At 68.1% G+C, this 20,884-nt stretch carries 19 protein-coding genes and 1 pseudogene; 8 read left to right on the top strand and 12 right to left on the bottom strand.

Going from position 1 to position 20,884, the window contains the following annotated elements; translation table 11 throughout:
• Position 1: 1 nt before the first annotated feature.
• From RMP09_RS17580 to RMP09_RS17555, 6 genes are all read left to right on the top strand, one after another.
• A complete protein-coding gene (locus RMP09_RS17580) occupies positions 2-973 on the top strand; it encodes a branched-chain amino acid ABC transporter permease (RefSeq protein WP_310567278.1) in 972 nt (323 codons plus the stop codon).
• A gap of 5 nt (positions 974-978) precedes the next feature.
• Positions 979-1,743: an ABC transporter ATP-binding protein gene (locus tag RMP09_RS17575; protein WP_310567277.1), complete on the top strand. Its 765-nt coding sequence runs from the start codon at positions 979-981 to the stop codon at positions 1,741-1,743.
• Complete coding sequence (locus RMP09_RS17570) at positions 1,730-2,437, top strand: ABC transporter ATP-binding protein (RefSeq protein ID WP_310567276.1); 708 nt, start codon at positions 1,730-1,732, stop codon at positions 2,435-2,437. The genes RMP09_RS17575 and RMP09_RS17570 overlap by 14 nt, the downstream gene beginning before the upstream one ends.
• A gap of 76 nt (positions 2,438-2,513) precedes the next feature.
• Positions 2,514-3,680: an ABC transporter substrate-binding protein gene (locus RMP09_RS17565; protein ID WP_310567275.1), complete on the top strand. Its 1,167-nt coding sequence runs from the start codon at positions 2,514-2,516 to the stop codon at positions 3,678-3,680.
• Positions 3,681-3,686: 6 nt separating this feature from the next.
• On the top strand, positions 3,687-4,547 hold the full coding sequence (locus tag RMP09_RS17560) for an SMP-30/gluconolactonase/LRE family protein (RefSeq protein WP_310567274.1): 861 nt from the start codon (positions 3,687-3,689) through the stop codon (positions 4,545-4,547).
• A gap of 32 nt (positions 4,548-4,579) precedes the next feature.
• A complete protein-coding gene (locus tag RMP09_RS17555) occupies positions 4,580-5,197 on the top strand; it encodes a histidine phosphatase family protein (RefSeq protein ID WP_310567273.1) in 618 nt (205 codons plus the stop codon).
• Positions 5,198-5,225: 28 nt separating this feature from the next.
• Here the strand turns inward: RMP09_RS17555 and RMP09_RS17550 are convergent, their stop codons facing one another.
• From RMP09_RS17550 to RMP09_RS17515, 8 genes are read right to left on the bottom strand one after another with little or no spacing between them, the layout of a single operon-like run.
• On the bottom strand, positions 5,226-6,206 hold the full coding sequence (locus tag RMP09_RS17550; RefSeq protein WP_310567272.1) for an NADPH:quinone oxidoreductase family protein: 981 nt from the start codon (positions 6,204-6,206) through the stop codon (positions 5,226-5,228).
• A gap of 24 nt (positions 6,207-6,230) precedes the next feature.
• Positions 6,231-7,346, bottom strand: coding sequence for a Zn-dependent alcohol dehydrogenase (locus RMP09_RS17545; RefSeq protein WP_310567271.1), 1,116 nt, complete (start codon positions 7,344-7,346; stop codon positions 6,231-6,233).
• Positions 7,343-9,043, bottom strand: a complete 1,701-nt coding sequence (locus RMP09_RS17540) for a long-chain fatty acid--CoA ligase (protein ID WP_310567270.1) — start codon at positions 9,041-9,043, stop codon at positions 7,343-7,345. The genes RMP09_RS17545 and RMP09_RS17540 overlap by 4 nt, the downstream gene beginning before the upstream one ends.
• Positions 9,040-10,266 carry an acyl-CoA dehydrogenase family protein gene (locus RMP09_RS17535; RefSeq protein WP_310567269.1) on the bottom strand — a complete coding sequence of 409 codons (1,227 nt, stop codon included), beginning with the start codon at positions 10,264-10,266 and terminating at the stop codon, positions 9,040-9,042. Before RMP09_RS17535 ends, RMP09_RS17540 begins: the two co-directional genes overlap by 4 nt.
• Before the next feature lie 31 nt (positions 10,267-10,297).
• Complete coding sequence (locus tag RMP09_RS17530) at positions 10,298-11,362, bottom strand: phosphotransferase (protein WP_310567268.1); 1,065 nt, start codon at positions 11,360-11,362, stop codon at positions 10,298-10,300.
• A 2-nt stretch (positions 11,363-11,364) separates the two neighbouring features.
• Positions 11,365-12,138, bottom strand: a complete 774-nt coding sequence (locus RMP09_RS17525) for an SDR family oxidoreductase (RefSeq protein WP_310567267.1) — start codon at positions 12,136-12,138, stop codon at positions 11,365-11,367.
• Between the two features lie 2 nt (positions 12,139-12,140).
• Positions 12,141-13,319 (bottom strand): acetyl-CoA C-acyltransferase, encoded by a 1,179-nt coding sequence (locus RMP09_RS17520; protein ID WP_310567266.1) that lies wholly within the window; start codon positions 13,317-13,319, stop codon positions 12,141-12,143.
• 28 nt (positions 13,320-13,347) lie between these two features.
• Complete coding sequence (locus RMP09_RS17515; RefSeq protein WP_310567265.1) at positions 13,348-15,435, bottom strand: 3-hydroxyacyl-CoA dehydrogenase NAD-binding domain-containing protein; 2,088 nt, start codon at positions 15,433-15,435, stop codon at positions 13,348-13,350.
• Positions 15,436-15,580: 145 nt separating this feature from the next.
• On the opposite strand from RMP09_RS17515, the gene RMP09_RS17510 reads away from it, so the two are divergent.
• Entirely contained in the window at positions 15,581-17,386 is a 1,806-nt protein-coding gene (locus RMP09_RS17510; RefSeq protein WP_310567264.1) for an acyl-CoA dehydrogenase, read from the top strand.
• Positions 17,387-17,533: 147 nt separating this feature from the next.
• The gene (locus RMP09_RS17505) at positions 17,534-17,980 is read left to right on the top strand and encodes a PaaI family thioesterase (RefSeq protein ID WP_310567263.1); all 447 of its coding nucleotides are present in this window, start codon (positions 17,534-17,536) and stop codon (positions 17,978-17,980) included.
• 19 nt (positions 17,981-17,999) lie between these two features.
• Here RMP09_RS17505 and RMP09_RS17500 read toward each other — a convergent pair whose 3' ends face one another.
• From RMP09_RS17500 to RMP09_RS17485, 4 genes and pseudogenes are all read right to left on the bottom strand, one after another.
• Positions 18,000-18,743 (bottom strand): IclR family transcriptional regulator, encoded by a 744-nt coding sequence (locus RMP09_RS17500; RefSeq protein WP_310567262.1) that lies wholly within the window; start codon positions 18,741-18,743, stop codon positions 18,000-18,002.
• 237 nt (positions 18,744-18,980) lie between these two features.
• Complete coding sequence (locus RMP09_RS17495) at positions 18,981-19,457, bottom strand: MaoC family dehydratase (RefSeq protein WP_310567261.1); 477 nt, start codon at positions 19,455-19,457, stop codon at positions 18,981-18,983.
• The gene (locus RMP09_RS17490; RefSeq protein ID WP_310567260.1) at positions 19,457-20,389 is read right to left on the bottom strand and encodes an electron transfer flavoprotein subunit alpha/FixB family protein; all 933 of its coding nucleotides are present in this window, start codon (positions 20,387-20,389) and stop codon (positions 19,457-19,459) included. Before RMP09_RS17490 ends, RMP09_RS17495 begins: the two co-directional genes overlap by 1 nt.
• A 2-nt stretch (positions 20,390-20,391) precedes the next feature.
• A pseudogene (locus RMP09_RS17485) lies at positions 20,392-20,884 on the bottom strand (electron transfer flavoprotein subunit beta/FixA family protein); the annotation flags it as partial.

Raw genomic sequence — 20,884 nt, 5'->3', positions numbered from 1 at the left:
CATGCTCAACCGTCTTCACGGTCCCCTGGGCTGGGCCTTGCTGCTGCTCGCCGGCCTGCTGTTTCCCTTCGTCGCCGGCAACGACTACCACCTCACGGTGATGTCCACCGCCTACCTGTTCGCCATCGCCACGCTGGGGCTGAACCTCATCGTCGGCTACACGGGGCAGTTCAACCTGGCGCACGCCGGCTTCATGGCGATCGGTGCCTACGCCGTGGGCATCCTCACCGTGGACCACGGCTATTCCTACTGGCTGTCGTTCTTCCTGTCCGGCGTGATCACCGTGGCCATCGGCCTGCCGCTGGGCTGGGTTTCGCTGCGGCTCAAGGGCCACTACTTCTCGATCTTCACGCTGTGTGTGGGCTACATCATTTACCTGGTGATCGAGAAGTGGGACGACCTCACCCATGGCCCGGTCGGCATCATCGGCATCCCGGCGCCCGAGCCGATCGGCGACTTCGCCTTCGAGTCCCCGATCGCGCAGTACTACCTGATGTACTTCTTCCTGGTGCTGGGCGTGTGGGTCATGCGGCGCATCGTCAATTCGCTGCTGGGCCGCACCTTCATGGCCATCCGCAACGGCGACGACCTGGCCGAGGCCCTGGGCATCAACCTGATGCGCAACAAGCTGCTGGCCTTCCTGATCTCGGTGTTGTACGCCGGCTGGGCGGGTGCGCTGTACGCCGGCTTCGTGCGTTTCCTCGGGCCGGACCTGGCCAGCGTCGCCCACACCTTCGACATGACCATGTACATGCTCGTCGGCGGCCTGGGCACGCTGATCGGTCCGCTGCTCGGTTCCCTCTCGGTGCCGTGGATCACGCAGTACCTGCAGTTCCTGCAGGAATACCGATTCGTCATCTTCGGCCCCATCCTGATCCTGCTGGTGATCTACCTGCCGCACGGCGTGGTGGGCACCTGGCTGGGCTGGCGCGCGCGCAAGGCCGCGGCGCAAAGCAGCGCCGGGCAGGAGTGAACGCCATGCTCAAGATCGAACACCTGACCAAAAAATTCGGCGGCAACGCGGCCGTCAACAACGTCTCGACCACGGTCGAAGAGGGCAAGATCAACGCCATCATCGGTCCCAACGGCGCCGGCAAGACGACCTTCTTCAACCTCATCAGCGGTGTGCACCGGCCCACCTCGGGCACCATCACCTACGACGGGCGCGACATCACCTCGCTGCGCACCGACGCGGTGGCCCGCCTGGGCGTCGCGCGCACCTTCCAGTCCACCACGCTGTTTGACAACGCCAGCGTGCTCGACAACCTGATCGTCGGCCACCGCCTGCGCACGCGCTCGGGCCTGCTGGACGTGCTGGTCGGCTCCGGCCGCCTGCGCGAAGAAGAGCGCATCTGCCGCGAGAAGGCGCGCAACGCGCTGGACTTCGTGGGCCTGGCGCACCTGGAAAACCGGCTCGCTGGCGACATCTCGCAGGAAGAGCGCAAGCGCGTGGCCTTTGCGCTGGCGCTGGCCACCGAGCCGCGCCTGGTGCTGCTGGACGAGCCCGCCGGCGGCGTGAACCCGGAAGAAACCGTGGGCCTGGCCGAGCTGATCCGCAAGATGATCAAGAGTGGCCTGACGGTCTGCCTGATCGAACACAAGATGGACATGATCATGAGCCTGGCCGACAAGATCCTGGTGCTCAGCTACGGCGAGAAGATCGCTGAAGGCACACCCGCCGAAGTCAGGGCCAACCCGGCCGTGATCGACGCCTACCTGGGGAGCGACCATGCTGACATTTAAGGATGTCTCGCTCCACTACGGCGCCTTCCGCGCGCTGGAAAACGTCAGCCTGCACGTCAACACCGGCGAGCTGGTGGTGCTGCTGGGCGCCAACGGCGCGGGCAAGAGTTCGATCTTCCGTGCGCTCTCGGGCCTCACGCCGATCTCGGGCGGCGACATCGCGCTGGGCGATGCCTCGCTCAAGGGCATGAAACCCTCGCAGGTGGTGCGCCAGGGCGTGGTGCAGTGCCCCGAAGGACGCAAGCTGTTCCTGCAGATGTCGGTGCTCAAGAACCTGATGCTCGGCGCCTACGTCTACCACCGTGACAAGGCCGAGAACCAGCGCCGCCTGGACGAGGTGATGACCCTGTTCCCCATCCTGGCGGAGAAGCGCCACGATGCCGCCGGCTCGCTCAGCGGCGGCCAGCAGCAGATGGTGGCGATCGGTCGCGCGCTCATGGGCAGGCCCAAGGTGCTGCTGCTCGATGAACCCTCGCTCGGCCTCGCGCCGCTGGTGGTCAAGCAGGTGTTCGAGGTCGTCAAGGGCATCAACCAGGCGGGCACCACGGTGCTGCTGGCCGAACAGAACGCCTATGCGGCGCTGAAGATCGCCAGCCGGGCCTACGTCATCGAGCGCGGCCGCATCGTGCTCGAAGGCGACCGCGACAGCCTGATGAACAACGAGGCCGTGCGCAAGGCCTACATCGGCGCCTGACCACGTCGGAACCGCTTCATCGTTTGCCACCCACGAGCGCCGCTCGATTCTTTCCACCCACCCCCAGGAGACACTCATGATCAGAAGGCAATTCACCCAGATCGCCGGCGCCATCGCCGTGGCAGGCTTCCTCGCTTCGGCACCGGCCCACGCGCAGGAGATCGTCAAGATCGGCTACTCCGGCCCGCTCAGCGGCGGCGCCGCGCAGTACGGCAAGAACACGCTCGACGGCATGAAGTTCGCCATCGACGAGCTCAATGCCTCGGGCTTCGAGGTCGCGGGCAAGAAGGTGAAGTTCGAGGTGGTCGCGCTGGACGACAAGTACAACCCGGCCGAGACCGGCATCAACTTCCAGCGCCTGGTGCAGGAGCACAAGACCCCGGCCGTGATGACACCGCATTCGGGTGGCAGCTTTGCCATCCAGACCAAGAACGTCGCCACCAAGACCCTGCTGCTGTCCTACACCAGCGTGCCGGAGATCACCGCCCGCGGCAACCCGCTGACGCTGCGTATCCCGCCGGAATTCACCTCCTACATCCCGGCCTTCGTCAAACACGCACAGACCAAGTTCGGCAAGAGAATGGCCGTGGCCAACGCCGACCACGACTACGCCAAGGCCTGGACCAAGGCCTTTGTGCCGGCCTGGACGGCCGCCGGCGGCCAGGTGGTGGCCGAGAACCCCATGAGCTACAACCGCGCCACCGACTTCTACAGCGGTGTGAGCAAGGTGCTGGCGTCCAAGCCCGACGTGCTGTTCATCGGTGGTGCGTCCGAGCCGACCGCACTGGTGGTCAAGCAGGCGCGCGAACTGGGCTTCAAGGGCGGCTTTGTCATCATCGACCAGGCCAAGATGGACCAGATGAAACCCATCCTGGGCGGCAACTACGCCATGCTCGAAGGCGCCATTGGCGTGCTGCCGCTGATCGATGACGCCACCCCGGGCGCCAAGGCCTTCGTGGGCAGCTGGCTCAAGGCCTATCCCGGCCGCGACCCTGCCTCGGAAATGTCGCTGAACTACACCGCCATGCTGGCCACCGCGCAGGCCATGAAGCTGGCCGGCACCACCAGCGACGCGGCCGCGATCCGCGCCAACCTGGACAAGGGCTTCAAGGCCCTCAAGCTGAGCCAGAACCCGCACAACCTCGACGGAGTGGACGCCAAGGGCGGATCGACCGCCAAGACCCGTGTGGCGGTGGTGGAGAACGGCAAGATCAAGGAAATGGCCATCGCCAGCTTCCAGTGAACGGCGATGCCTTGGCTCACCCCGTCCGCGACACTGACCACCCTGGTCGGCGGACTGGGGTTTGCCGAGGCGCCGCGCTGGCACCAGGGCCGGCTGTGGTTTTCTGATTTCTTCCAGGCGCAGGTGATGTCGGTCGACATGGCCGGCGACTTGCGCGTCGAATGCACCGTGCCGCACAGTCCCAGCGGCCTGGGCTGGCGCCCGGATGGCAGCCTGCTGGTGGTGTCCATGCACGACCGGCGCCTGCTGGCCCTGCGCGACGGCGGCTTGCAGTGTGTGGCCGACTTGTCGCCGCAGGTGGGTGGGCACTGCAACGACCTGCTGGTCGATGCCGCGGGGCGCGCCTACGTCGGCAACTTCGGATTTGATCTCTACGCGAAAGCGCCGGTGCGCAGCACGCAGCTGATGCGGGTCGATCCCGACGGCAGCCTGCACGTCGCCGCCACCGAGGTGACGTTTCCCAACGGCATGGCGCTGACGCCGGACGGCCGCACGCTGGTGGTGGCCGAAACGCACGCGCAGCGGCTGACCGCGTTCGATGTGGACGACAAGGGCGGGCTTTCGGGCCGGCGTGTCTGGGCCGATCTGACCGGCACCTTCCCCGATGGCCTGTGCCTGGACGCCGAAGGTGCCATCTGGGTGGCCGATGCGCGCGGCCACCGGGTGCTGCGCGTGATGGAACAGCGCGGTGTGGTGCAAACGATCCCCACCGGGGAGCGCGGCAGCTTCGCCTGCATGCTCGGGGGGGCGGACGGCCGCACCCTGTTCATCTGTACCGCGCCGGCCTTTGGCCCGGAAGCGGGCGCGCGGCGCGAGGGCCGCATCGAGTTCACGCAGGTCACCGTGCCCCACGCCGGTCGGCCTTGATCCGGGGGCGAGGCATGGACCAGAATGCGCCGATGCAGATCATCCTCGTGCGTCATGGCGAAACGGCGCTGAATGCGGCGCGTGTGCTGCAGCCACCCGACACGCCGCTGTCGGCCCTGGGCCTGCAGCAGGCGGGTGCCGTGGCGCGGCGGCTCGCCGGCGACGGTGTGGCGGGCATCGTCAGCAGCGACCTGGCGCGCGCGCGGCAGACCGCCGAAGCGATCGCGGGCCGCTGCCAGAACCTGAAGGTGGTGCTGTCGCCCGCGTTCCGCGAGCGCGACTTTGGCGACTGGCGCGGGCTGCCTTACGACAGCCTGCCCGCCGATGCGCTGCACACGGAAGCCGCACCGCCCGGTGGCGAGTCCGCAGCGGATTTCGCGGCGCGTTGCCGCCAGGCCTGGGCGGCCTTGCTGTCCCTGCAGGCGCACCTGGGTGGCGCGCTGGTGGTGGTGTCGCACGGCCTGACCATCGGCCAGTGGCTGGCAGGCCTGCCGCTGGCGCCGGGCGCCGGCCAACGCGGGGAGCGGCTGGGCAACACCGCGGTCACGCAGGTGGACGCCACGGCACCGCACACCGTGCGCCTGTTCAACTGCACCCGGCACCTGGCCGCCGGGCTGCAGGAGGGCGCGGGCAGCCTCTCGGGCGGCTGAAGCGCGCTGATCCCGCGCTTGACGCTTCTCAGCCGCGCGGCAGCACCACCAGCTTGCCCATCGCCCTGCGGCTGGCCAGGCGCTCGATGGCGTCGGCCGCCTGCGACAGCGTCACGCGTTCGGTCACCGGCGGCTTGAGCTTGCCCGCCTGGAACCAGCCGGCCAATTGCTTCAGATCGGCCAGCAGCTGCTTCGGATCTTTGGCCATGGCCGCGCCCCAGAACACGCCGAGGATGGCACGCTCCTTGAGCAGGGTCAGGTTCAGCGGCAGCTTGGGGATGTCGCCCGCCGCGAAGCCCACCACCAGGTAGCGCCCGCGCCAGGCGGTGGCGCGCAGGGCCGGTTCGGCATAGGGGCCGCCGACGGCGTCGTACACCACGTTGGCCCCTTGGCCGTTGGTCAGGCGCTCGACCTCGCGTCGCCACTCGGGCTGGGTGTAGTCCACCGTCTCGTCGGCGCCGGCCTGTTTCGCCAGGGCGCGTTTTTCATCGCTGGACGCGGCGGCGATCACGCGCGCGCCCAGGGCCTTGGCGATCTCGATGGCCGCGATGCCCACGCCGCCGGCTGCGCCGAGCACCAGCAGGGTCTCGCCCGCCTGCAGCTTGCCGATGGTCTGCAGCGCGTGCAGCGAAGTGCCATAGACCAGCACGAAGGAGGCGCCGGCCGCGTAGTCCATGCCCTCGGGCAGAGGGATCACCTTGGCGGCATCGGCCACCGCCTGTTCGGCGAAGGCGCCGGTGCCCGTGGAGCAGACCACACGGTCGCCGACCTTCACGTGGCTCACCCCGTCGCCCACCGCGCTGACCACACCGGCCAGCTCGGCGCCGGGCGTGAAGGGCAGGGGCGGCTTGACCTGGTAGAGGCCCTGGACCATCAGCGCGTCGGGGAAGTTGATGGACGCGGCGTGCACGTCCACCAGCACCTGGCCCGCAGCGGGCGAGGGGCTCGGAATGTCTTCGACCACGAGGGTGTTGATGGGGCCGAAGGCGTTGCAGCGCAGGGCTTTCATGGGGGTCTCCTGGGGTTGTCCGGGTCAGTCGAAAACGATCATGCCGCGGGCGTTGCGGCCTTGGGCCAGATCTTCAAAGGCCTGCGGCGCTTCGTCGATGCGATAGCGGTGGGTGATGAGCTCTTCGAGCTTGAGGCGCCCGCCCTGGTAGAGCGAGATCAGGCGCGGGAAGTCTTCGCGCGGACGGGCCGAGCCGTAGTAGCTGCCGGTCAGCGTCTTTTCCTCCATTGACAACGTGAGCGTCTTGATCGAGGTCGTGTCCTTGACGCCGGCCACACCCACGGCCACCGCGGTGCCGCCCTTGCGCAGGCAGCCATAGGCCTGGGCCACCACCTCGCCGTAGCCCACGCATTCAAACGCGTAGTCGGCGCCGCCACCGGTGAGCTTTTTCAGTGTCTTGACGATGTTCTCGTCGCCGCTGGCGTTGACCGTGTGGGTGGCACCGAACAGGCGGGCGAGTTCGAGCTTGCTGTCGGCGCGGTCCACCGCGACGATCATGGCCGCGCCCGCGATGCGGCAGCCCTGGATCGCGTTCAGGCCCACGCCGCCCGCGCCAAAGACCACGGCGACCGAGCCCGCCGTCAGGCGCGCGGTGTTGACCACCGCGCCCACGCCGGTCATGACGCCGCAGCTGACCAGCGCGCAGCACTCCATGGAGACGTCCTGCCCGATCTTCACCACGTTGTCCTGGTGCAGCGTGGCGTAGTCGGCCATCACGCCGCAGCCCGAGAAGATGTTCAGCGGCTGGCCGGCCATGTCGGTCAGGCGGGTGCTGCCGTCGGGCAGGGTGAAGGCGGCCTTGCCCGCCTGGTCGCACAGCTGCGGCCGCCCGGTGGTGCAGTAGCGGCAGTGGCCGCACATGCTGACGAAAGACGAGACCACGCGGTCGCCCACCGCCAGACCCTTGACGCCGTCGCCCACCGCCACCACGGTGCCCGCGCCTTCGTGGCCCAGCACCACCGGTGGTGGCAGCGGGATCACGCCTTTGGCGGCCGAGAGGTCGCTGTGGCACACGCCGCAGGCCGAGATCTTGATCATGACCTCGCCGGCCCGGGGCGGGTCGACCCAGATGTCTTCGACGGTGACGGGGGCGCCGTGTGCGCGGGCGATGACGGCGCGGGCTTTCTGACGGGTGCTCATGGTGTGGCTCCGGATGTGTCCTGCTGGTTTTGGCGCTCCTGCAACTGGCGCCACATGATCTTGCCGGTGCCCGACTTGGGCAGGGCCTCGGTGAATTCGACGATGCGCGGGCTCTTGTAGGCGGCCATGTGATCGTGCGCCCATTGCACGATGTCGGCCTCGCCGACCTGTCCCCGGTGTTCCGGTTTCAGCACCACCACGGCCTTGACGGTCTCGCCGCGTCTGGGGTCCTGCGCGCCGATCACGCAGACCTCCAGGATCGCGGGGTGGTGGTACATCAGCGCCTCCACCTCGGCCGGCCAGACCTTGTAGCCGCTGGCGTTGATCATGCGTTTGAGGCGGTCCATCATGAAGAAGTAACCGTCTTCGTCGATGCGGGCGAGGTCGCCGGTGCGCAGGAAGCGCCGGCCGTCGATGGTGAGGAACGCCTCGGCCGTGGCCGCCTCGTTGCGCCAGTAGCCCTGCATGATCTGCGGCGCGTGCACCACGATCTCGCCGGTTTCGCCCGGGGGCAGCTCCTGCAGCGTCGCGGGGTCGATGATGCGGGCATCGACGTCAAACACCGGGATGCCCAGGCACTGGGCCTTGGGGCGCTGTGGCGGGTTGATGTGGGTGGCCGCCATGGTCTCGGACATGCCGTAGCCCTCGACATAGTCCAGCCCCAGCAGGTCCTTGAGTTTCTGGGCCACCGCGGCGGGCATGGCGGCGCCGCCGCCGCGGATGCCGACCAGGCGCGAGAGGTCGTATTCGCCGATGCGCGGGTTGGCCAGGAAGTCCACCACCATGGTGCTGATGGCCTGCCAGCCGGTGATGCCGTGGCGCTGCATCAGCTCGGCCGCCACCTCGCGGTCCCAGCGCGACATGACCACGATGGTCCCGCCCAGGAACAGCGGGCCGTTCATGCCGCCGGCCATGCCGGTGACGTGGAAGAAGGGCAGCACCGACAGCGCGACCGAGTCCTGGTTGCGTGCGAACCACTGCATGCCGCCGATGGCGGTGCATTGCGCGCTGCGGTGCGTGTGCATGCAGCCCTTGGGGTGGCCGGTGGTGCCCGAGGTGTAGGGCATCACGCACAGGTCGTCGGGGCCGGCGGTGTGCGGGCCGGGCGCGTGGTTCGCCGCCAGTGCCTCGGCCCAGGCGTGCAGGCCGGCACCGCCCACGCGCTGGCGCGGCGCGGTCACGAAGTCGGGCAGGCGCAGGTTGGTGGTGGCGTGCAGGTAGTCGCTGTAGGTGGCGACCACCACATGGTCCAGCGCATCCGCCCCCGCGGCGCCATGGGCGCTGTGATGGGGCGTCAGCTGCGCCAGCAGGTCCTGGGCGGTGATGGCCACGCGCGCGCCGCTGTCGGCCACGTAATGCGCCAGCTCCTCGCTCATGTTCATCGGGTTGACCGGAACCACCACCGCGTTGGCGCGCAGGATGGCGTAGTAGCCGATCACCCACTGCGGGCTGTTCTGCAGGTAGAGCAGCACACGGTCGCCGGCCTGCACGCCGCAGACTTGCTTCAGGTGACCCGCCAGGCGCTCGGCGTCGTCGCGGAAACGGCCAAAGCCCAGTGGCGAGTCGTAGTAAACGATGAAGGGTTTGTCAGGGTAGCGCCGGGCCGAGACCTCGGCGTTGAACCACAGGCTGGTCTCGGGCAGCGTCAGCTGCCGGGGCAGTCCGGGCGGCCAGTGGGCGTGGTGCAGGGTATTCATGTCTGGCGGGCCAGGAAACGGCCGATCTCTTCCTTCGCGATGGCGTTGCGGTGCACCTCGTCCGGGCCGTCGGCGAAACGCAGCGTGCGTGTGGATGCGTAGGAGCGTGCCAGACCGAAGTCGTCGCTCACGCCGGCGCCGCCGTGCACCTGCATGGCCCAGTCGATCACCTGCAGCGCCATCGACGGCGCGGCCACCTTGATCATGGCGATCTCCTGTTTGGCCGCCTTGTTGCCGACCTTGTCCATCTTCCAGGCCGCGTGCAGCACCAGAAAACGCGCCTGGTCGATCAGGATGCGCGACTGCGCGATGCGCTCGCGCGTGACGCCCTGTTCGGCCAGGGTGCGGCCGAAAGCCGTGCGCTGGGTGGCGCGGCGGCACATGTCTTCCAGCGCGCGCTCGGCGCGGCCGATCACCCGCATGCAGTGGTGGATGCGGCCCGGGCCCAGACGGCCCTGGGCGATCTCGAAGCCGCGGCCCTCGCCCAGCAAGATGTTCTCCACCGGCACGCGCACATCGGTGAATTGCACCTCTGCGTGGCCGTGCGGTGCGTCGTCGTAGCCGAACACCGGCAGCGAGCGCAACACCTGCACGCCCGGGGCGTCCATGGGCACCAGGATCATCGACTGCTGCGAGTGCTTGGGCGCGTCGGGGTTGGTCTTGCCCATGAAGATCAGCACCTGGCAGCGGGGATCGTTGGCGCCCGAGGTCCACCACTTGCGGCCGTTGATGACGTAATGGTCGCCGTCGCGCTGAATGCGCGCTTCGATGTTGGTGGCGTCGCTGGAGGCCACGGCCGGCTCGGTCATGGCAAAGGCCGAGCGGATGCTGCCATCCAGCAGCGGCTGCAGCCATCGTTCCTGCTGGGCCGAGGTGCCGTAGCGCACGATGGTCTCCATGTTGCCGGTGTCGGGCGCCGAGCAGTTGAAGGGTTCGGAGCCGATGGGCGAGCGACCCATGATCTCGGCCAGCGGCGCGTACTCCAGGTTGCTCAGGCCCGCGCCCAGCGGCGACTCCGGCAGGAACAGGTTCCACAGCCCGGCGGCCTTGGCCTTGTGTTTGAGTTCCTCCATCACCGGCGGCTCCTGCCAGGGGTTGCCGGCGGCGCGGAAGGCTTTCATTTCGGCCTCGAACACCGGTTCGGCCGGGATGATGTGTTCGTCCAGGAAGGCGCGCACGCGGGCTTGCAGGTCCTGGACCTTGGGGGAATGGTCGAAATCCATGGGGGCTCCGTTCGGGAAAGGTGGTTTGAGACTAGAGGGTCTGGGCCAGCGCCCAGGCCTGTTCGGCCAGGGGACGGGCGCGCTTGCCGGTTTCCACCGCGCTGGCGTTGGACGCGTTGCCCAGCTGGGCGCGCTTGGCAATGCCCTGCAGGATGCCGACCAGGCGGAACATGTTGAACACCAGGTAGTAGTTCCAGTCGCGCGCGGGGACCGCGGCGCTGCGGCCGGTGCGCATCAGGTAGCTTGCCAGGTAGTGCGCCTCGCTCGGGATGCCCAGGGCCGCGATGTTCACGCCCGCCAACCCGCGAGAGGTCGGCGGCATGCGCCAGCTCATGCAGTGGTAGGCAAAGTCCACCAGGGGATCGCCCAGGGTGGAGAGTTCCCAGTCGAGCACGGCCAGGATGCGCGGCTCGGTGGGGTGGAAGATGACGTTGTCGATCCGGTAGTCGCCGTGCACGATGCGGCTTTCGCCCTCGGGCGGCATGTGCCGGGGCAGCCAGTCGATCAGGCGGTCGGCGGCCTCGATGGGTTCTGTCTCGGCGGCCTTGTACTGCCGCGTCCAGCGCGCCACCTGGCGCTCCAGGTAGGCACCGGGGCGGCCATAGTCGGCCAGGCCCACGCTGGCCGGTTGCACCTTGTGCAGGGCGGCCAGCACGCGGTTGAGCTCGTCGAAGATGGCGCCGCGCTCGGCCGGCGTCATGCCCGGCAGGGTCGGGTCCCAGAAGATGCGGCCCTCCACATGGTCCATCACGTAGAAGGCCGAACCGATGACCGCGTCGTCTTCGCACAGCGCGTGGGCGCGCGCCACGGGCACGTCGGTGCCGGCCAGCGCCCGGATGACGCGGAACTCGCGGTCCACCGCGTGGGCCGAGGGCAGCAGCTCGCCCATGGGCTTGCGGCGCAGCACATAGCGCTGCCCGCCGGCCATGAGCAGGAAGGTGGGGTTGGACTGCCCGCCCTTGAACTGCGCCACCGCCATCGGGCCGCTGAAGCCCGGCACGTGGGCCTGCATCCAGCGCGCCAGCGCCGCCTCGTCGAAGGCATGGGCCGGGCTCACCGGCTGGGTGCCGGTGAAGAGGGTCTGGGGTGCGTTCATCGTCAGATGGCCGAGGCGCCGCCGTCCACCGCGATGAACTGGCCAGTGATGTGGCGCGAAGCCTCGCTGGCCAGGAACACGACGGAGCCCATCAGGTCCTCGTCGCCGCCCAGGCGCCTGAGCGGCGTGCGCGCGGTCATGGCCTCGCCGATCGTGTCGAGCAGACCTTCGGACATCTTGGTGGGGAAGAAGCCGGGGCAGATCGCGTTGACGTTGATGTTGTAGCGGCCCCATTCGCTGGCCAGCGCGCGGGTGAAGTTGATGGCGGCCGCCTTGGAGGTGTTGTAGGCCACGGTGTGCACGCCCGGCCCCATGCCCTTGAGGCCGGCGACCGAGGCGATGGTGATGATCTTGCCCCTTTGTCGCGGGATCATGCAGCGCCGCCCCACCTCGCGCGAGAGGAAAAACGGCGCGTTGATGTTCAGGTTCATCACCTTGTGCCAGGCCTCGTCGGGGTAGTCTTCGGCCGGGGCGCCCCAGGTGGCGCCGGCGTTGTTGACCAGGATGTCGATCGGCCCCAGGCCATGGATCACCTCGTCCACCAGCGCCGGGATGCGCTCGGTTTTCTGCAGGTCGCTCACCACGGTCTGCACCGTGATGCCCAACGTCTCCAGATGCGCCTTCGCTTCGGCCAGTTCGTCGGCCTTGCGCGCGCTGATGGCGACCTTGCAGCCCATCTCGCCCAGGGCCTGGGCCATCTGCAGGCCCAGGCCGCGCGAACCACCGGTGACCAGGGCGACCTGGCCGTCGAGTCGGAAGAGTTGTTCGACGCCCATGGTCAGCACACCTCGAACAGGCCTGCCGCACCCTGACCGCCGCCGATGCACATGGTCACCACCACGTACTTCGCGCCGCGGCGCTTGCCTTCGATCAGCGCGTGGCCGGTCAGCCGCGCGCCGCTCACGCCATAAGGGTGGCCGACCGCGATGGCGCCGCCGTTGACGTTGAGCAGTTCGTCGGGAATGCCCAGCTTGTCGCGGCTGTAGAGCACCTGGCAGGCAAAGGCCTCGTTGAGTTCCCATAGGCCAATGTCCTCGACCTTCAGGCCGGCGCGCTGCAGCAGGCGCGGCACCGCGAACACCGGGCCAATGCCCATTTCGTCGGGCTCGCAGCCGGCCACCGCGAAGCCGCGGAAGATGCCCAGCGGCTGCAGGCCCAGTTGTTCCGCGCGCTTGCCGTTCATGACCACGCAGGCCGAGGACCCGTCCGAGAACTGGCTGGCGTTGCCGGCCGTGACCACACCACCGGGCAGGGCGGCGCGGATCTTCTGCACCGCCTCCAGCGTGGTGTCGGCGCGGATGCCTTCGTCGCTGTCGATGGTCACCTCTTTGGTGGAGATGCGGCCACTGGCCTTGTCCACCACGCCCATGACGGTGGTCATGGGCACGATCTCGTCCTTGAATTTGCCGGCCGCCTGCGCGGCGGCGGCGCGCTGCTGGCTGCGCACACCGTATTCGTCTTGCGCGAGCTTGCTGATGCCGTAGCGCTGGGACACGGTCTCGGCCGTCTGCAGCATGCTCCAGTACAGCTCGGGCTTGTGTTCGACCAGCCAGGGGTCGCGTCGCATGTGGGCGTTGGACTCGTTCTGCACGCAGCTGATGCTCTCCACGCCACCGGCCACGATGGCCGGGCAGCCTTCGACCATCACGCGCTGCGCGGCCATGGCGATGGTCTGCAGGCCCGACGAGCAGAAGCGGTTGACCGTCATGCCGCCGACGGTGACGGGTAGGCCGGCGCGCAGCGCAACGGCACGCGCGATGTTGCCGCCGGTGGTGCCTTCACCGAAGGTGCCGCCCATGATGCAGTCTTCGATTTCGCCCGGGTCGATGCCCGCGCGCTGCACCGCGTGCTGCACGGCGTGGCCGCCCAGCGTGGCGCCATAGGTCATGTTGAAAGCGCCCTTCCAGCTCTTGGCCAGTCCGGTGCGCGCGGTGGAAACGATCACGGCGTCGATCATGTGGGTCCTCCTTGTGTGGTTCGGTTCATCAGGCGAAGGCGCGGCCTTCTTCGGCCAGCCGGCGCAGCAGCGGTGCGGGTTGCCACCAGTCGAAGGCACCGGGCTCGGCGGCAAAGCTGTTCAGCGCGCGCTCCACGTTGAACAGGCCCACCTCGTTGGCGTAGCACATGGGGCCACCACGGTGGGCCGGGAATCCGTAGCCGTTGAGGTAGACCAGGTCCACGTCGGAGGCGCGTACGGCGATGCCTTCTTCCAGGATGCGCGCCGCCTCGTTGACCATGGCGAACACGCAACGCTGCACGATCTCCTCGTCGCTGACCTTGCGCGCGGTCACGCCCTTGGTCTTGCGGTACTCGGCCACCAGTTCCTCGACCAGCGGATCGGGCAGGGCGTCGCGCACACCGGGCGCGTAGCGGTACCAGCCGGCGCCGGTCTTCTGGCCGAAGCGGCCGAGTTCGCACAGCTTGTCGGCCACGGTGGGCTCGTGCGGCACGCCGGCCTCGGCCGCCTTGCGCTTGCGCGTGGCCCAGCCAATGTCCAGGCCCGCCAGGTCGCCCATGCGGAACGGCCCCATGGCGAAGCCAAAGCGCTCCAGAGCCTTGTCGATCTGCTGTGGCGAGGCGCCGGCCACGATCAGTGCGTTGGCTGCGGCGCCGTAGCGCGCCACCATGCGGTTGCCGATGAAACCGTCGCACACGCCCGAGACCACCGAGACCTTGCGGATCTGCTTGCCCAGGGCCAGCGCGGTGGCCATCACGTCCTTGGCGGTTTTTTCACCGCGCACGATCTCCAGCAGCTTCATCACGTTGGCCGGGCTGAAGAAGTGCAGGCCCAGCACGTCCTGCGGGCGGCTGGTGAAGCTGGCTATTCTGTTGATGTCCAGGTAGGAGGTGTTGGAGGCGAGGATGGCGCCGGGCTTGCACACCGCGTCGAGCTGGCGGAAGACCTTCTCTTTCACGTCCATCTGCTCGAACACCGCCTCGATCACGAGGTCCACGTCGCTGAACCCGGCGTAGTCCAGCGTCGGCGTGATCAGGCCCATGCGCTGCTCCACCTGTTCGGCGGTGAGCTTGCCGCGCTTGGCGCTGTTATCGTAGTTGCGGCGGATGGTGGCCAGGCCCCGGTCCAGCGCTTCCTGGCTGGTTTCCAGCAGCACCACCGGCAGGCCGGCGTTGAGGAAGTTCATGGTGATGCCGCCCCCCATGGTGCCGGCGCCGATGACACCCACCCGGGCGATGGGGCGCAGTGGCGTGTCTGCCGGGATGTCGGGCAGCTTGCCGGCAGCGCGTTCGGCGGCGAACACATGGCGCGCGGCGCGCGATTCGGGCGTGTTCATCAGCGCGAAGAAGGCGGCGCGCTCGCGCCTGAGACCTTCGTCAAAAGGTTGGGTCACGCTGTCCGCCACGGCTTCCACACAGGCCAGCGGCGCGGGCAGCCCCTTGGCGGCGGCCTTCACGCTGTTGCGCGCGAACTGCAGGAAAGCGTCTGTGGCGGCGGTCGGCAACTTCAGGTCGCGCAGGCGGCGCAGCGGCTTGCCGTCTGTCACGGCCTGCCGGGCGAATGCCACGGCGGCGGCGACCACATCGGCATCCACCACCTGGTCCAGCAGGGCCGTGCCTTCGAAGCTGGCAGCCTTCTGCGGCGCGCCCGAGACGATCATGTTCAACGCGGCCTCCAGGCCGATGGCGCGCGGCAGGCGCTGCGTGCCGCCGGCGCCGGGCAGCAGGCCGAGCTTGACCTCGGGCAGGCCCAGGGTGGCGTTCTTGAGCGCCACGCGGAAGTGGCAGCCCAGCGCCAGTTCCAGCCCGCCGCCCAGGGCGTGGCCGGCGATGGCGGCCACCACCGGCTTGCCGGCGTTTTCCAGCGCACGGATCACGTCCGGCAGGTGGGGCGACATGGACGACTTGGCCGTGCCGAACTCGCGCACGTCGGCGCCGCCGGAAAACAGCTTTTCGCCGCCAGTCAGCACGATGGCGGTGACGGCCGGGTCGGCCAGGGCGCGGTCGAGCCCGGCCACGATGCCGCTGCGCAGCGCGTGGCCCAGGCCGTTGACGGGCGGGTTCTGCAGGGTGAGCACGGCCACCGTGCCTTGCTGGGTGTAGTCCACCGGGTTCATGGATGTCTCCGTTGTGGGAAAGAAAAAGTGCGAAGGGCGCCGGGGCTGGATCGCCCCGGACCTAGGGATTACCATGATCTGCAGTGCAGAACACAGTTTCAAAACGAAGCGGATAATAGCGGCAAACGATGGCCTGAACAATCCCATGCACGACGATCTGATTCCCCGACGCGACATCCAATTCCAGCTTTACGAGGTGCTGGATGCCCAAGGCCTGCTGCAACGCCCACGCTACGCCGAACACAGCCGCGAGACCTTCGACGCCGTGCTGGACACGGCCACGCGCATCGCGGTCGACCTGTTCGCGCCCCATGCCCGCCTGGTTGACGAGCAGGAACCGCAGGTGGTGGACGGCAAGGTGGTGTTGCCCGAGGGCGTGCAGGCCGCGGTGCGCGCGTACTGCGAGGCGGGGTTCCTTTCGGCCAGCGCCGACGAGGCGGCCGGGGGCATGCAACTGCCGGTGCTGGTGACGCAGGCCTGCCTGTCGGTGTTCCGCAGCGCCAACGTGGCCACCACCTCGTATGTGGGTCTCACGGCGTCCAACGCCAACGTGATCGAGAAATTCGGGAGCCCGGTGCAGCAGGCGCGCTACCTGCAGGCGCTGCGCAGCGGACGCTTCTTCGGCACCATGGCGCTGACCGAGCCGCAGGCCGGCTCCAGCCTGAGCGACCTGCGCACCAGCGCCACCCCGCGCAGCGATGGCAGCTACCTCATCAAGGGCCAGAAGATTTTCATCTCCGGTGGCGACCACGAGCTGAGCGACAACATCGTGCACCTGGTGCTGGCCCGGCTTCCCGATGCGCCACCGGGCGTCAAGGGCATCTCGCTGTTCACCGTGCCCAAGTTCCACACCGACGAGCAAGGCCGCGTGGGCGCACGCAACGACGTGGCGCTGGCCGGGCTGATCCACAAATGCGGCTGGCGCGGCACCACCTCGACCATGCTGTCCTTCGGCGAACAGGACGCCTGCGTGGGCGAGCTGGTGGGCCGGCCCCACGAAGGCCTGGCCTGCATGTTCCACATGATGAACGAGGCCCGCATCGGCGTCGGCATGGGCGCCATCATGCTGGGCTACCGCGGTTACCTGGCGTCGCTGCGCTATGCGCGCGAGCGGGTGCAGGGCCGGGCGCCGTCGAACAAGGACCCGCTGTCGCCGCCGCTGCCGCTGGTGGCGCACGCTGATGTGCGGCGCATGCTGCTGGCGCAGAAAAGTTATGTCGAGGGCGCCTACGGCCTGGCGCTGTACGCGGCCCGGCTGGTGGACGAACAGCGCACCGAATCCGATCCGCAGCGCCTGCAGGAAGTGGCGCTGCTGCTGGAGCTGCTGACGCCGGTGGTCAAGTCCTGGCCCTCGCAGTGGTGCCTGGAAGCGAACTCGCTGGCGATCCAGATTCTGGGCGGCTACGGGTACACGCGCGAATTCCCGGTGGAGCAGTACTGGCGCGACAACCGGCTGAACATGATCCACGAAGGCACGCACGGCATCCAGGCGCTGGACTTGCTGGGCCGCAAGGTGGTGATGAAAGACGGCGCCGCGCTGGCGGCGATGCACCGCGTGGTGACTGCCAACATCGCCGAGGCCCTGGAGCAGCCGCCGCTGGTGCCGCTGGCCCAAGCGCTGCAGACGGCCTGGCAGGACGTGAGCGACTCGGTACAGGCCCTGCGCGTGCCGCTGCAGACCGACGGCGAGGCCGTGCTGGCCAATGCCCACCTGTTTCTCGAAGCCTTCGGCCACACGCTGCTGGCCTGGACCTGGCTGCGCCAGGCCACCGTGGCGCAGCAGGCGCTGTCGCGTGGCACCGACACCGACGCTGACGAGTCCTTCTACCGCGGCAAGCTTCAGGCCGCACAGTGGTTCTTCCGCTGGGAACTGCCCAAGGTCGCGCCCCAGCTGGCGCTGCTGCGCACGCTGGACGACAGCCACCGCGCCATGCAGGACGCATGGTTTTGAAAATGGTGAAACACCCCCCGCGCCGCTTCGCGTCACCCCCCTCCAAGGGGGCGGCACTGGCCGTCCGGCAAAGCCGGCCCGGCGGTGCCTCTGGGTGGCGTGGCTTCTTGCGTCGTGGGTGGCGCTCCGACACCATGGAAAACTGACATGAACGACATCAGCGTGCCCGAAGGCTTCTGGCCCCATGTCTACGGCGGTGCCTCGTACTTTCAGACCCTGGGCGACCTGTACGTGCGCGAGCGGCCCGACGGTCTGCTGGTGCTGGGGCTGCGCCTGCTGCCGCAGCACTGCAACCGGCTGGGCATACCCCACGGTGGCATGCTGGCCACGCTGGCCGACGGTGCGCTGGGCATCAACCTGCACCGCGCGCGTCGCCACAGCCCGACCATGGTGACGGTCAACCTGAGCCTGGACTACCTCGCGGCCGCCCGGGTGGGCGAATGGCTGGAAGCGCATGTGACGCCGCGCCGATTGGGCAAGCAGCTGGCGTTTGGCGACTGCGTGCTGCGCGTGGGTGAGCGCGAGGTGTTGCGGGCCACGGGCATTTTTTCCGCTGTGGCGCGGGTGCGCCCGGTGCTCGAAACGGACGGCTGAGCACCGCCGTATCGCTGCTTCAGCGCGGCAGCGCGTCTTCGATCGAGCGCACCACTTCCAGCAGGCGCGGCCGCACTTCCTTCAACAGGAATTCGGGCGAGAGGTTGTACGACGGGCCGCCCACGTTGACCGCCATGAGCGGCAGGCCGTTGCCCGGGTCAAAGGCGCGGGCGATGCCGTTGACCTCCTTGTTCCAGTCGCCGAAGGAGCAGGTCACGCCCAGCGTGCGGTAGTCCTCCAGCGCCTTGTTCACGCCTGCCTGGATGCCGGGCCAGGCCAGGTGGTCGAGTTCGCGGATCTGTTCCAACGCCTCCTCGCGCTCGGTGGCGGACACCGAGGCCAGCCAGGCACGCCCCATGGCCGAGGCCGCCAGCGGCATGCGCGAACCCACATCCAGCGTGAGCGTGAGTGCGGCGCTGCTGCGGCAGTTCTCCACATAAATCATCGAGAGCTTGTCGCGTACGCCCAGTGAGACCGAGGCGCCGGAAAAGTTCGCCAGCTCCTGCATCATGGGCCGCGCGATCTTGCGCACGTCCAGGCGCGTGAGCAGCGCGCTGCCCAGCGCCAGGCAGGCGGTGCCCAGGCGGTAGCGCCCGCTTTCTTCGACATGGATCAGGTAGCCCAGCTTGGTCAGCGTCATGGTCAGGCGCGAGACCGTGGACTTGGGCAGCTTGCAGCGCACCGCCAGCTCCTGGTTGCTCAGCGTGGCTTCGCCGGTGCGAAAGCAGGCCAGCACTTCCAGCCCGCGCGCTAGTGCGGTCACGAAGTGGCGATCTTCCTTGGGCTTTCGCGCCGGGGTGGGGCGCCTGGGGCGCTCTGCTGGCTTGCTGTCGCCCGCCGCGGACGCCGCCGTTTGCGGGCTGCTGGGGTCTGCGCTCAAAATGGAACTCCGTTCTGCAAAACGAGACATCACTGTACCCGGATTGTCGAGAGTTCCCAGGGGGGCGTTCCTCAGGGTATACCAGTGCGCACCCGGTGCTCCAACCCTGCGCGCAGCCGCTCAGGTGTAGCGGCGCGACACCATCTCGGCCACGCAGGCCGGTTTGCCGCTGCCCTCGACCTCCACCAGCGCCTGCCAGATGACCTGGGCACCGCCGTCGGGCAGCGCTTCGACCGAGTGCAGCGTGAAACGCGCGCGGATGCGGTCGTCCACCCGCACCGGCGCCATGAAACGCACCCGGTTGAGCCCGTAGTTCACCGCCATGCGGGTGCCGTGCACCGTGATGCAGCCTTGCGAGAGGCCCGGCAGCAGGGACAGCGTCAGGTAGCCGTGCGCGATGGTCGTGCCATAGGGCGATTCACGGCGCGCGCGCTCGGTGTCGATGTGGATCCACTGCAGGTCGCCGGTGACCTCGGCAAAACGGTTGATCCGCTCCTGGGTGACGGGCAGCCAGTCGCTGACGGCGAGTTCCTCGCCCACGCGCGCGGTCAGCGCATCCAGGCTCTCGGCCTCGAAGGTCTGCTTGCCGGAGTCCATCACAGCGACTGCACCAGCTCGGGCACAGCCGAGAACAGATCGGCTTCTAGGCCATAGTCGGCCACCGAGAAGATCGGCGCCTCAGGGTCCTTGTTGATCGCCACGATCACCTTCGAATCCTTCATGCCGGCCAGGTGCTGGATGGCGCCCGAGATGCCGGCGGCGATGTACAGCTGCGGCGCCACGATCTTGCCGGTCTGGCCCACCTGCAGGTCGTTCGGGGCGTAGCCCGCGTCCACCGCAGCGCGCGAGGCGCCGATGGCCGCACCCAGCTTGTCGGCCAGCGGCGTCATCACTTCGTTGAACTTCTCGCTGCTGCCCAGGGCGCGGCCACCGGAGACGATGACCTTGGCGGCCGTCAGCTCAGGGCGATCGTTCTTGGCAATCTCGCTGCCCACATAGCTGCTCTTGCCGCTGTCAGCCTGTGCAGCCACAGATTCAACAGCAGCAGAGCCGCCGGTGGCCGCAGCAGCGTCAAAACCCGTGGTGCGCACGGTGATCACCTTGACGGCATCACTGCTTTGCACGGTCGCGATGGCGTTACCGGCGTAGATCGGGCGCTCGAAGGTGTCGGCGCTGTCAACTTTGGTGATGTCGCTGATCTGGCCCACGTCCAGTTTGGCGGCCACACGTGGAGCCACGTTCTTGCCACCTGCCGTGGCGGGAAACAGGATGTGGTTGTAGTTCGAAGCGATGGCCAGCACCTGGGCTGCCACGTTCTCGGCCTGACCATGGGCCAGGGCTTCGCTGTCAGCATGGATGACTTTGGACACACCAGCGATCTGGGCTGCAGCTTGTGCGGCAGCAGCGGCGTTGTGGCCAGCGACGAGCACATGCACGTCACCACCGCAAGCGGCAGCAGCGGTCACGGTGTTGAGGGTCGCGCCCTTGATGGAGGCGTGGTCGTGTTCGGCAATGACGAGTGCGGTCATGATCAGATCACCTTTGCAACGTTCTTGAGTTTGTCCACCAGCGTGGCGACATCGGGCACCTTGATGCCAGCACTGCGCTTGGCAGGTTCTGCCACCTTCAGGGTCTTGATGCGGGGGGCCACATCGACGCCCAGGTCTTCTGGCTTGAAGGTGTCGAGTTGCTTTTTCTTGGCCTTCATGATGTTGGGCAGCGTCACATAGCGCGGCTCATTCAGGCGCAAATCGGTGGTGACCACGGCCGGCAGAGACACCGACAGGGTTTCCAGACCGCCATCGATTTCACGCGTCACGTTGGCCTTGCCATCAGCGACTTCGACCTTGGAGGCGAAAGTGGCTTGCGGCAGGTCGGCCAGTGCGGCCAGCATCTGACCAGTCTGGTTGCAATCGTCGTCGATCGCCTGTTTGCCCAGGATCACCAGGCCAGGCTGCTCTTTGTCGACCAGGGCCTTGAGCAGCTTGGCCACGGCCAGGGGCTGCAGCTCTTCGGTGGTTTCC

The organism is Hydrogenophaga sp. (assembly GCF_031426985.1).
GTDB lineage: Bacteria > Pseudomonadota > Gammaproteobacteria > Burkholderiales > Burkholderiaceae_C > Hydrogenophaga.
Note: the sequence above shows the minus strand (reverse complement) of the source record. Positions and strands in the feature narration are given on the sequence as shown.